The 12,694-nt window shown below is 33.2% G+C and carries 9 protein-coding genes; 4 read left to right on the plus strand and 5 right to left on the minus strand.

The window, feature by feature from the left end; translation table 11 throughout:
* Positions 1 to 87: 87 nt before the first annotated feature.
* Together ilvB and ilvD are read right to left on the minus strand one after the other, a co-directional pair.
* Entirely contained in the window at positions 88 to 1,788 is a 1,701-nt protein-coding gene (gene ilvB, locus FGM02_RS02720) for a biosynthetic-type acetolactate synthase large subunit (RefSeq protein WP_139956703.1), read from the minus strand.
* Positions 1,789 to 1,860: 72 nt separating this feature from the next.
* Positions 1,861 to 3,540, minus strand: coding sequence for a dihydroxy-acid dehydratase (gene ilvD, locus FGM02_RS02725; protein ID WP_139956705.1), 1,680 nt, complete (start codon positions 3,538 to 3,540; stop codon positions 1,861 to 1,863).
* 723 nt (positions 3,541 to 4,263) lie between these two features.
* Here ilvD and FGM02_RS02730 point away from each other — a divergent pair.
* Positions 4,264 to 5,025: an alkane 1-monooxygenase gene (locus FGM02_RS02730; protein WP_243739339.1), complete on the plus strand. Its 762-nt coding sequence runs from the start codon at positions 4,264 to 4,266 to the stop codon at positions 5,023 to 5,025.
* On the opposite strand, the gene truA is transcribed toward FGM02_RS02730, so the two are convergent.
* Positions 5,022 to 5,801, minus strand: coding sequence for a tRNA pseudouridine(38-40) synthase TruA (gene truA / locus FGM02_RS02735; RefSeq protein WP_139956709.1), 780 nt, complete (start codon positions 5,799 to 5,801; stop codon positions 5,022 to 5,024). The two genes, FGM02_RS02730 and truA, sit on opposite strands and share 4 nt — an antisense overlap.
* A gap of 73 nt (positions 5,802 to 5,874) precedes the next feature.
* Entirely contained in the window at positions 5,875 to 7,416 is a 1,542-nt protein-coding gene (locus FGM02_RS02740) for a hypothetical protein (protein ID WP_139956712.1), read from the minus strand.
* A gap of 290 nt (positions 7,417 to 7,706) precedes the next feature.
* Between FGM02_RS02740 and FGM02_RS02745 the strand changes: the two genes are divergently transcribed.
* From FGM02_RS02745 to cysM, 3 genes are all read left to right on the plus strand, one after another.
* Positions 7,707 to 8,867, plus strand: coding sequence for a 2-isopropylmalate synthase (locus FGM02_RS02745; protein ID WP_139956714.1), 1,161 nt, complete (start codon positions 7,707 to 7,709; stop codon positions 8,865 to 8,867).
* A gap of 260 nt (positions 8,868 to 9,127) precedes the next feature.
* Positions 9,128 to 9,919 carry a serine O-acetyltransferase EpsC gene (epsC, locus tag FGM02_RS02750; protein ID WP_139956716.1) on the plus strand — a complete coding sequence of 264 codons (792 nt, stop codon included), beginning with the start codon at positions 9,128 to 9,130 and terminating at the stop codon, positions 9,917 to 9,919.
* Positions 9,920 to 10,000: 81 nt separating this feature from the next.
* A complete protein-coding gene (gene cysM / locus FGM02_RS02755; protein ID WP_139956718.1) occupies positions 10,001 to 10,888 on the plus strand; it encodes a cysteine synthase CysM in 888 nt (295 codons plus the stop codon).
* 359 nt (positions 10,889 to 11,247) lie between these two features.
* On the opposite strand, the gene FGM02_RS02760 is transcribed toward cysM, so the two are convergent.
* A complete protein-coding gene (locus tag FGM02_RS02760) occupies positions 11,248 to 12,684 on the minus strand; it encodes an SGNH/GDSL hydrolase family protein (protein ID WP_139956720.1) in 1,437 nt (478 codons plus the stop codon).
* Positions 12,685 to 12,694: the final 10 nt, after the last annotated feature.

Raw genomic sequence — 12,694 nt, forward strand, 5'->3', positions numbered from 1 at the left:
TCTTTTCTGTTTAATCGTTGAATTGTGTAATTATTGAATTGTTTTATTTTAACTTAAAATTCAATATTAAAAAACTCAAAACCTATACTAGCTTAATCTAACATCTGAAACACTTGCTCCAGTTGGCACCATTGGAAACACATTGTCTTCTTTTTCAATCATTACTTCTAAAAAGTAAGATTTATCTGAAGCTATCATTTCTTTTACAGCACCGGCCAAGTCTTCTCTTTTAGAAACTTTTGTTGCTTGAATATCATAGGCCTCTGCCAGTTTTATAAAATCTGGATTTGTCATAACTGTGGACGCATAACGTTTATCGAAAAACAATTGCTGCCATTGACGTACCATTCCTAAAAACTCGTTATTCAATACCACGATTTTAACCGCAGCACCCGTCTGTAAAATTGTTCCTAGTTCTTGACAAGTCATTTGGTATCCACCATCTCCTATAAAAGCAACTACTTCACGTTTAGGCGCACCCATTTTTGCTCCAATAGCCGCTGGCAATGCAAACCCCATTGTTCCTAAACCACCAGAAGTTACATTACTTCTAGTTGTTGTAAAATCGGCGTAACGCACGGTAAACATTTGGTGTTGACCAACATCAGATACAATAATAGCATCTCCTTTGGTTTCCTTGTTTACTTGATTGATAACTTCTCCCATAGTTAACCCTTCTTTGGTAGGTTTTAACTGTGGATTGATCACCGCTTCGTTTTCAATTTCTCTATATCTCTTAAATTCATTGTGCCATTCTTCATGTTTATTTTCATTAATGAATGGTAAAATTTTTCCAAGCGTATCTTTAGAATCTCCTAAAACAGCTACATCCGTTTTTACATTTTTATCAATCTCAGCTGGATCAATATCAAAATGAATCACTTTTGCTTGTTTTGCATAGGTTTCCAAAGTTCCCGTCACACGGTCGTCAAAACGCATTCCAATTGCAATTAACACATCACATTCGTTGGTTAATTTATTCGGACCGTAATGCCCGTGCATTCCAACCATACCAACATTTAAATAATGATTTGTAGGCAATGCTGACAAACCTAAAACTGTCCAAGCAGAAGGAATTCCTGCTTTTTCAATCAATGCTTTTAATTCTGCTTCCGCTTCCCCTAAAATAACTCCTTGTCCAAAAACAATAAAAGGTTTTTTAGCTCCATTTATCAATTCAGCAGCAGCTTTTAATTGCTCCACATTCGTATCTGGAATTGGCTTATAACTTCTTACAGAAGTACACTTCTCATAAGAATAATCCAATTCTCCTAATTGTGCATCTTTTGTAATATCAATTAAAACAGGTCCTGGTCTACCAGACTTAGCTATAAAAAATGCTTTTGCAATGGCAGCAGGAATATCTTGTGACTTTGTTACTTGCACATTCCATTTTGTTACAGGAGCAGAAATGCTAATTACATCTGTTTCTTGAAAGGCATCTGTACCTAATAAATGAGAAGCAACTTGACCAGTAATACACACTAATGGTGTAGAATCAATTTGTGCATCTGCAATACCTGTAATTAAATTTGTAGCTCCAGGTCCAGAAGTTGCTAAACAAACCCCTACTTTACCTGTAACTCTTGCAAAACCTTGTGCAGCATGTATCGCGCCTTGTTCATGGCGAGTTAATACATGGTGTAATTTGTCTTGGTATTTATATAATTCATCATAGATTGGCATAATAGCACCACCTGGGTAACCATAAGCCAAATCTGCACCTTCTGCCAATAGTGATCTTACTACTGCTTCCGATCCTGAGATTCTTTCTGTTTTTAAGCTCATTTTATTCGCTTGCTTTTGGCTTTTAGCTTTTTGCCTTTAGCTAATGGCTAATGACTAATGGCTAAAAGTTAATTAATATTTATCTGTTACACATCCTTCTGAAGCAGAAGCTACAGATCTTGCGTATTTAAATAAGATTCCTTTATTATGTTTCAATGCTGGTTGTACCCAATTTGATTTACGATTTGCGATTTCTTCTTCAGAAACTTTTAAGGTAATTGAGTTGTCTTCTGCACTAATAGCGATGGTATCTCCAGTTTCTACCAAACCAATTAAACCACCTTCTTGTGCTTCTGGCGTTATGTGACCAACAACAAAACCATGCGTTCCTCCAGAAAAACGTCCGTCAGTAATTAAAGCTACTGATTTCCCTAAACCAGCTCCCATAATTAACGAGGTTGGCTTTAACATTTCTGGCATTCCTGGTCCACCTTTTGGCCCAACATAACGAATGACGACGACATCTCCTCTTTCGACCTCTCCATTAGAAATTCCAGTATTTGCTGCTTGCTCTCCATCATAAACAACTGCTTTTCCTTCAAAAACCAATCCTTCATTACCAGAAATTTTAGCTACCGCTCCTTGTTCTGCAAGGTTACCATATAAAATCTGAAGGTTACCTGATGATTTTAATGCTTTATCCGTTGGGAAAATCACATCTTGATCTTCAAATTCCATTGCTTCTACATCTGCCAAATTCTCTGCCAATGTTTTCCCTGTAATTGTCATACAATCTCCATGTAAATAACCATTCTCTAGCAAATATTTCATAATTGCAGGAGTTCCTCCTACACCATGAACATCTTCCATTAAATATTTACCAGAAGGTTTTAAATCTGCAATCAAAGGTGTTTTATCAGAAACTCTTTGAAAATCTTCTAAAGTAAATTCAATATCAGCAGCATAAGCAATAGCTAAATAATGCAATACTGCATTTGTAGAACCACCCAATGCATTGACCAAAGCAATTGCATTTTCAATCGATTTTTTAGTTACAATATCTTTTGGCTTTAAATCCAATTCTAATAAATTTTTCATGGCTGCAGCAGTACGCTCAGACTCAGATAATTTATTTGGATTTTCAGCAGGAATAGAAGAGTTATATGGCAAAGCCATTCCCATACACTCTATAGAAGAAGCCATTGTGTTTGCAGTATACATACCACCACATGCACCAGCTCCAGGAATAGAAGCTTTGATAATTTCTCTGTATTCTTTTTCATCAATTTCACCTGCTACTTTTTGCCCTAAAGCCTCAAATGCAGATACAATATTTAATTTTCTTCCTTTGTATTTTCCTGAGGCAATACTTCCACCATACACCATAATAGATGGACGATTTAAACGCAACATAGCGATAATTGCTCCCGGCATATTTTTATCACATCCAACTACACCAATCAAACCGTCATAACTTTGAGCATTAACTACAGTCTCCATAGAATCTGCAATAATATCTCTAGAAGCTAATGAATAGTTCATTCCTGATGTTCCCATAGAAATTCCATCACTGACACCAATAGTATTAAAGACTAACCCAACTTGACCTGCTTTGTTTGCTTCTTTCTTAATTTCAGCTGCTAAAGTATTCAAATGCATGTTACATGGATTTCCATCATAACCTGTACTTGCAATACCGATTTGAGGCTTATTCATGTCATCATCAGAAAAACCAACGGCATATAACATTGCCTGTGATGCTGGTTGAGACTCATCTTGTGTTAATCTACTACTGTGTTTATTTAATGCCATTTCTCTTATTTTTTTTATTTTCTAAAACTGCTTACAACTTTACGTCTTGCTATTTCACTAGCAAATGTATTATACTAAGTGGTTTTTTAATTATTAAACTCTATTTGTTCTACGCTATCCAATCACAAAAAAAGAACCTTTAACCACTGAAAAACAAGTTTTTAACTTTTATTTTCTACAATGATAAAGCTCAAAAAAAAACCTTCCAAAACTAGGAAGGAACTTATTTTATTTTCTCAATAATACCTAGCTGACATTTAATTACCACTTGACGAAAATGACAAGGTATTTGCAGAGGATACTATTTTGATTGTTGATTTTCATTTTTTACGCATGCAAAGATGAAATTTATTTTATCAAATTCAAACATAAAAGTCTGTTTTTTAGTCAAAAACTTAATTTTACAACAGAATATTTCCTAATTTTAAAAGCTTAAATTAATTTCAACTACAATTCTATAAAATGAAAAGATTGCGATATTTCACCGTTTACCTCCTTCCTATAGTTGTACACTTGTCTTTTAACCAAAGTTCTTATCAAACTTTTTTAGCACTTTTTATATTCTTTGGAGCTCTACCTTTTATTGAATTATTCCTAAAACCCAATTCTAAAAACTTCAATAGAACTAAAAGCCTACAAGAGAAGAAGAAAGTTATTTACAGCTGGCCTTTATATTTGGCAGTGCCTATTCAATACCTATTATTGTTTTATTTTTTAACAATTATGAAAACTACCGAATTTTTAAGCCTGGCCTATTTTGGAAAAATAACAGCTATGGGACTTTCATGCGGAATAATAGGTTTGAATATAGGTCATGAATTAGGCCACAAAAACAACCGCTTTTACCAACTACTTGGAGAGTTATTATTATTAAGTTCTTTAAACTCACATTTTCTTCCTTACCATAATGCAGGGCATCATTATTTAGTTGCCACACCCGAAGATCCTGCTACCGCAAGAAAAAACGAATCTGTATATCAATTTTGGGTTCGTTCACATTTTTCTAGCTACCTGTTAGCTTGGCAACTTGAAATAAAACGTGTAAGACGTCTTGGCAAAAAAAGCTTATGCCCAGGAAATAGAATGATTTTTTACAGCATAAGCAATATCATTCTTTTGAATGCCATTTACCTCTATTTTGGATTTGAATCTTTTATCGCTTTTTTAGGAGCTGCGCTGTTTGGTATATTGCTTTTGGAAACGGTAAACTACATAGAGCATTACGGCTTACTTCGAAAAAAAATAGGTGAAAATTACGAAAGACCCAACGTGATGCATTCCTGGAATTCAGATCATCCAAGTGGTCAATTATTATTATTTAATTTATCTCGCCATTCCGACCATCATAAAAATGGGAGTAAAAAATACCAAATTTTAAATTCTCATCCTGAAAGTCCACAATTACCTACAGGATACCCTGGCATGATGCTACTGGCCTTAATTCCTCCTTTATGGTTTCGTTACATGAACAAAAAACTTTCTTAAAATTGCAATTTATACAACTGCAAGCCTGAAGATGGTGCTAGTTCTTTTAAAGTCGCTGAAGATGGATTGTTTAAGGTATGTTTTACAAAATCTAAATCTACCTCGCCTTTTCCTAATTGCAATAAAACCCCCATCATTAATCGGACTTGGTAGCGCATAAAACCGTTGCCGTTCACTTTAAATAAATATGTTTTTTTTGGAAAAAAATTCGCCGATAAAATATCATTTTCAACAATTTGACTTGAAAATATTTCTCGTTCGAAAATAGTTTTTTCTGAAGGTCGGTAAGCATATCTCTGAAAATTATGGACTCCTTCAAATAATCTCGCCCCTTCCTTCATCAATGAAATATCTAATTCTTCATGAACACCTAACATAAAAGGAGCGCAAAAAGGATGTGGTTTTTCACCTGAAGAAAACAAATAATGATACTCTTTCTCTTTAGAATCATGGATGATATTAAAATTTGCATCCACTATTTCACAACTTAAAACCCGGATATCATTTGGTAGACTTTTATTCAATTTAAAAAACAACTCCTGAGGATCCACTTCTTCTTTTAAAAACAACTCAAATGCCGATTCGTTTGCAGACACCATCATATCTGTACGACTTGCCCCCAAGACTTTGAAATAGGTCTCTTGCCCCAAAACAAAGGCCACTGTTTTCTCTACCATTTTTTGGACTGTCTTTACCTGTGGTTGTACTTGCCAACCATGGTATCGAAATCCTAAATATTGGATTTTAATAAGGTAATAGTATTTTTTAGGCTTCATTTGAACGGCTAATTTGCATGCTTCTTAATAGAATTCCATTTGGCAATCGGAGCCAAGTAGAAATTTATAAAATTTACATTTTCAATCTCATTTTTCTCTTGACCACCTCTTCCACAGGAACCCCGTCAATATTAGATTCTAGCCAAGAAATAATATCTAAATACAAGAAAGCTCTTTTTTCGTAAGGATGGTGTTCAAATTCTTTTAAATCTGCATACAATTTTTTAAAGGCATCTTTCAATTCATGAGGATATAAGGAGGTCAGGTTTCTTAAAAATTTGATCATTTTTCGCTGTACATCGTACAGGTTATCCATTTTCAATAAAAACTTATAGGTCGATTTGATCAACTCGTCAATATCTTCATCTAAACCAGATTCATAATGCGCCACCAAGTTTAAAACTCGGGTATAACATAGTAAATCTTCTCTTGTTTTTAAATCTTTGTTTTCAATAATTTTATTCAAATAAAGAATGCAATTTTTATAATCTCCAGCCCCAAAATACATACAGCCAATTTTATAATAAAATAGCATGACATGGTGTTGGTCAATTTTTTTCCCAAAGGCTTTGATTTGACCCAATACTTCAGAAACAAACTCCGTTCCCTTGGTAAATTCTCCTTCTAAATAATACAGGTTTATTTTATGTTGGTACAAATAAAGATTTGAAAGCAACTGCGTATTCTCATTTACAAAAAAACGTTGGTACTCAATAGAGTCTTCCAAAGAGATTAAAGTCTCATTGAATTTATAGGTCTGTTGTAAATAAAATAAAGATTCCAATGAATAATTTACAGCCTTTAAATAAAATACCGGATGCAATTGCTTCATGTCTGAATACTCGTCAAACAAGGCTACCAATTTTTGAGAATAACGATAGCAAGACAAAAAATCTTGGGTAATAAAACCATACCAAAGTTTTGCTTGGTACAAAAACATTTTCCCTGTAAACCCTAAAGTAGCATATTCATATTTTGGCAACCGTGCCTCATAATAATCGTTTACGGTATTAAAATCACTATCATTACGAACATAACCATATTTTAAAAACCAACTATACAACTGCAAAGAAAGGTTTGACAATTTACTAACGGTTACGTTTTTCAAACTGATATTTTTAGCTTCCACCGCCAAAACATCAGCCCGATCACTCATACTCCTTGTTATATACTGAGACTCAATCACCTTTTCTAACTCCACCAATTCGTGCGCCAAGGTAAATTCTTCTTTACTAACAGCCAGATTTTTAGCTTTTTCTAAAATTTTTAAACTTTGTTTATAGAGCCCTTTATTATAGAGAATAGTAGCAAAATCAAATTGCTCTCTAATTTGAGTTCGTGTATTTTGATGAATAGGACTTAAGCGCAAACTCACCAAAATTTGTTTATACAAATGTGCTTTTGTATTTGATATTTGCTGCTTCTTTATATGCGTTTTTTTCAAAACAAGCTCATCATTATAAGACGTCGCTTTATCTAATAAATTGAAAAGTGACATAAAATTAGCGTCTGCATTCCCCCCTAATCTTCCCACATATAATTTAAATTGTCTCTTTTCAGATTTTGAAAGAGATTTGATCAAAGTAAATAGAGAATCTTTTTGTTCTATTGCCATTTTATAGTTTCTTAAAAAAAGTACAATTAGCAATTGTACACGTTTTGCCAATCTCAATACAATATTAAACTAATTGATTTAAATAGGCTATTTCCCAATAGAAGAATCTGCAATAAAAAATTAAAAAAACCAAATAGCCATCGTAACCAAGAACTCTATAAAAACCTAAACCACAACAAATTACAACACGCATCCAATAGTTTGGTATAGTAAACGAATCATTTTATTCATGCATTTATTCTAGTCAATAGTATATTTTTGATTTCCTAATACAATAAATACCACCGAAAATGAGTGATAATAAAGTTCAAATTTTTGATACAACCTTAAGAGACGGAGAACAAGTCCCTGGTTGTAAACTAAATACAGGTCAAAAATTAATCATTGCTGAAAGGCTTGATCTTTTAGGTGTTGATATTATTGAAGCTGGTTTTCCGGTTTCAAGCCCAGGAGATTTCAAATCTGTTGAAGAAATTTCTAAATTGGTAAAAAACGCAACCGTTTGTGGATTGACAAGAGCTCATGAAAATGATATTAAGGTTGCTGCCGAGGCATTAAAATTCGCTAAAAGACCAAGAATCCATACAGGTATTGGAACTTCTGATTCTCATATTAAATTTAAATTCAATTCTACACCAGAAAAAATTATTGAACGTGCGCAAGCAGCTGTTAAATATGCCAAAGGTTTTGTAGAAGATATTGAATTTTACGCAGAAGATGCTGGAAGAACTGACAATGAGTACTTAGCACGTGTGTGTGAAGCCGTTATCAAATCTGGAGCTACTGTTTTAAACATTCCTGATACAACGGGCTATTGTTTACCTGAAGAATACGGAGCAAAAATTAAATACCTTAAAGAAAATGTAAAAGGTATTGAAAATGTAATTTTATCTTGTCACTGTCACAATGATTTAGGTTTAGCAACTGCCAATGCCGTTTCTGGAGCTATTAATGGGGCTAGACAAATTGAATGTACAATTAACGGAATTGGAGAACGTGCTGGAAATACTGCTTTGGAAGAAGTGGTGATGATTTTCAAACAACATCCTGATTTAAACTTGTACACGAACGTAAATAGCAAATTGTTATTTAGTACAAGTCAGTTGGTACAAGAACATATGGGTATGGTAGTTCAACCAAACAAAGCTGTCGTTGGAGACAATGCATTTGCACATAGTTCTGGAATACACCAAGATGGAGTTATTAAAAACAGAGAAACTTATGAGATTATGGATCCAGCAGACGTTGGAGTTACAGAATCTTCAATTGTTTTAACAGCAAGAAGTGGACGTGCGGCATTAGCTTATAGATTAAAAAATAACGGATACGAATTGACCAAAATAGAATTGGACGCAACATACCCTGAGTTTTTAAAATTTGCAGACACGAAAAAAGAAATTAACGACGAAGACTTACACATCTTAATGGAGAGATGTAATATCAAAGCTTAATTTTTCGCAATAAAATCACACAAAGCCTCATTATTTTAATGAGGCTTTTTTTGTAAGAAAAACCAAAGCCTTGCGACTTGAATAGTAGTTTTACTTTAGTACCTTTGCTTCAATATTTTAGACGAATTTTATGTTTTCTAACAAACAACAAAATACTTTTCACGCCTTATTGCAATATTCTTTATTGCGTTGTTGTTGCTGTTTCTAAAAATAACTTACATTTAAACTTTTCATTTTAACAATACAATCTCAGCGTAATCATGACAAAAGATCTGATTATTAAAAATATTGGTTTATTAAAAAACCACACTTCCATTAATTACGGAATTAAGACAAAAACAGAAAAATTTACAGAAAAATTATTCTACACACTTTTTGATACCAATGCACCTTTGAGTGAAAGTATTGATGAGTTAGAAATATTATTCAAGGAAATTTCTGTAATTGCTTGTAAAAAACCAGAGGAGTTATGCACTTCAATCTGGGATAAATTTTTAGCAAAATTACCAGAAGTCTTGTTAAAGCTTAATCAAGATGCCTCGTTTATATTAGATAACGACCCTGCTTCTAATGATATTGAAGAAGTTTATTTGGCTTACCCAGGCTTTTACGCTATTGCCATTTATCGCTTAAGTCATGAATTATACGAATTAGACATGCTCTTATTTTCTCGTTTAATGAGTGAATACGCGCATAGAATTACGGGTACGGATATTCATGCCGGTGCAAAAATAGATTCTCCTTTTTTTATCGATCACGCTACTGGAATTGTGATTGGAGAAACGGCAGAAATTGCCAAGTATGTAAAAATATACCAAGGAGTTACTTTAGGTGCCCTTAGTGTAAGTAAAGACATGAAAGATGCCAAACGTCATCCTACTGTAGAAGAACATGTTTGCATTTATGCCAACGCTACTATTTTAGGAGGAGAAACCGTGATTGGAAAAAATAGTATTGTAGGAGGAAACGCGTGGGTAACTCGTACTATTCCCGAAGAGTCGGTCGTATTAAACACAACCACAACCGATGTAAAAATTAAAGAAAAGAAGTAAAATTAGTTGTGAGTCTTAAATCTTTAGTTGTGAGTTATATTAACTAAAAATTTAAAACCAAAAACTAAAAACTAAAAAAACATGAAACCTAAAAAATTAGTTGACTTAATAGGAAATACGCCTCTAGTTATCAGTCAAAATTTAGTAGAAAATAAAAACGTGCAACTTCTATTAAAATTAGAAGGAAACAACCCTGGAGGAAGTGTAAAAGACAGAGCAGCCTATAATATGATTGCTACAGCACTTGAAAAAGGCGTTATCAAAAAAGGAGATGTTTTAATTGAAGCTACGAGTGGAAACACAGGAATTGCTCTGGCTATGATTGCACAAATACTAGGAATAGAAATTGAACTTGTATTACCTGAAAATTCTACCAAAGAAAGAACGCAAACCATGCGTGCTTATGGTGCTAAAGTTACTTTGACACCTGCTGCTGAAGGAATTATTGGCTCAAGAGATTATGCAGACAAAAAAGTAGCTGAAGGTGGTTATATTATGCTAAATCAATTTGCTAATAAAGACAATTGGAAAGCACATTACAAAACTACAGGACCTGAAATTTGGAGAGACACCAAAGGAAGTGTGACGCATTTTGTATCGGCTATGGGAACTACAGGCACCATTATGGGAACCTCTACCTATTTAAAAGAACAAAACCCAGACATTCAAATTATTGGGGCAGAACCGAGTGAAGGTTCTAAAATTCCTGGAATTAGAAAATGGCCAAAAGAATACTTGCCTAAAATATTTAACGCCAAAAAAGTAGACCGAATTATTGAGGTTAGCGAAGCAGAAGCAAGAGCTATGACAAAACGTTTGGCGCAAGAAGAAGGAATTTTTGCTGGAATGAGCAGTGGAGGATCTGTGGCCACCGCTATTAAAGTGGCCAACGAATTAGAATCTGGCGTAGTCGTTGCCATTATTTGCGACCGAGGAGATCGTTATTTATCTTCTGATTTATTTGATTAAAGAAAATCACTTTTAAATTTCAAACCGAACAGATTTTAAAAATCTGTTCGGTTTTTTTATACTTATACAAGAAGCTTTTCATTGCTTCCAGAAGTCTTTTTAGTTTGATTTTAAAATTAATAAATCTACAGATTTTTGCTAAATCCTCAGCTTTCAGATACTCTTTTATAAGTTCTACGGTTTCAAAAGACCTATTTATATCAAGATTATTAACTACCGAAAACGCAATGTATTTTGTTTACAAGAACGCAAAACAAATAACACAACGAAAAATGAAACATACTTATTTTTAAATTGTAGCAGTTAAATGCAAAAAATAATTTTGCATAAAATCAGCAATACTGCTTTATAGTTTTTACTTATTCGGTTTTACTTTTTTTAATCATGAAAACGTGATTAACAGGTTTAGCTAAATCAAAACTTTTCGCTCTTAACTTATTAAGGCTTGCTTTAATTTCTAATTCGTTTGGCTTATACTCTAAATAATCCTGAAGCTTTCTATGATGATAAGAACTTGTATACTTTTTTGAAAACACCGATTCCAAATAAGGCTTTAATTTAGTAAGGTTTTCTTTATTTGGACAATCTTTATAATACTTATTATATTCGATAAACTTTATGTCTCGCAATTTAGCCTCCTGCTTCCATAACTCTTCGAGTACTTCACGTACTTTCAATGCTTGTTTGTATTGTGGTGTTAATGGGTAATTAGCAAGGTTAATTCCTTTATTCAACTGAACTTCCGAAAATATATCAATCAAAACACCATCAATTGTTAATTCATATGATCCGGATGATAAATTAACAACTTGTAACAATTCAATATTCAATTCCTCATTAAAAGGAACTAAGTCTAGTCCTTCTTTCTGAGATGGTACTGATGGAAAAGGCAGAGCATTTTCCTTAACCGAAAACACAATATCATTTTTGCTTTTCTTTACATAGTTAATCTCACAATTGGTACTTTTAGTTTTACTAATTTGCTTATTATCTTCAATAACAACTTTTGATACATATTTTGGAGCATTTTCAGCCTTTAAAAACTGGTATGCCATAACAAGGTGCCCTGTAGAACGAGGATGAACACGATCTTTACTTGTAATAGTAGCAGATGGATTTTTTGCTTGCATCTCATTATTTAATTTATTCATAATAGTCCAATAATCTACCACCGAAAGCTCGTATTCCTTTGCAACCTCATCAATAAAGTTAGCACAAGTTTTAAGTGCATCATTTACTCCAAAATGATTAAGTGTTTCCAAATTTGCTGTTTGATCATAAATTGTAGGTCTTTCCAATATCACTTTAATGTTTTTCGATAAAAATAAATTTACAATTTCAATAAAATTATTTTTATACAAGGTAATAGCCGCTTCCATACGCTTTTTTCTGTTTTCACTTGCTTCCTCTAAGCCATACAAAGAGCGATTAACATCGTTCATACCCAACATGATTACTACTACTGTTGGATTATTTATTAAAATATCATCCTCCATTCGTGCTAGAACTCCACCAGTTTTGTCTCCAGATATCCCACAATTAAAAAAGGCTAACTCTTGCTCAGGGTATCGCGTAAGGTGGTATAAGAATATATTATGATGGAACTCACCATTATTAGTTATACTATTTCCTACAAAGCATACTCGATCCCCTGTTTTAAAGTAAGATATATCGTTTTGGTGTATTTTTTGTGAACTACTAAGTTCTGACTGGGCAATTACATCAATAGATGTAAAAAAGCAAATTACAATCCCTAGTAAAAAGTAATAGAATCTATTTATTATTTTATCTGTCATAGTTATTTTA

The organism is Flavicella sediminum (assembly GCF_006381105.1).
In the GTDB taxonomy this organism is placed as follows: domain Bacteria; phylum Bacteroidota; class Bacteroidia; order Flavobacteriales; family Flavobacteriaceae; genus Flavicella; species Flavicella sediminum.

Excerpts from the sequence above, each read along its gene's own strand:
- cysM (WP_139956718.1), top strand. The coding sequence starts at position 10,001 with ATGAAACCTAAAAAATTAGTTGACTTAATAGGAAATACGCCTCTAGTT.
- epsC (WP_139956716.1), top strand. The coding sequence starts at position 9,128 with ATGACAAAAGATCTGATTATTAAAAATATTGGTTTATTAAAAAACCAC.
- ilvD (WP_139956705.1), bottom strand. The coding sequence starts at position 3,540 with ATGGCATTAAATAAACACAGTAGTAGATTAACACAAGATGAGTCTCAA.
- FGM02_RS02730 (WP_243739339.1), top strand. The coding sequence starts at position 4,264 with ATGAAAACTACCGAATTTTTAAGCCTGGCCTATTTTGGAAAAATAACA.
- truA (WP_139956709.1), bottom strand. The coding sequence starts at position 5,801 with ATGAAGCCTAAAAAATACTATTACCTTATTAAAATCCAATATTTAGGA.
- FGM02_RS02760 (WP_139956720.1), bottom strand. The coding sequence starts at position 12,684 with ATGACAGATAAAATAATAAATAGATTCTATTACTTTTTACTAGGGATT.
- FGM02_RS02740 (WP_139956712.1), bottom strand. The coding sequence starts at position 7,416 with ATGGCAATAGAACAAAAAGATTCTCTATTTACTTTGATCAAATCTCTT.
- FGM02_RS02745 (WP_139956714.1), top strand. The coding sequence starts at position 7,707 with ATGAGTGATAATAAAGTTCAAATTTTTGATACAACCTTAAGAGACGGA.
- ilvB (WP_139956703.1), bottom strand. The coding sequence starts at position 1,788 with ATGAGCTTAAAAACAGAAAGAATCTCAGGATCGGAAGCAGTAGTAAGA.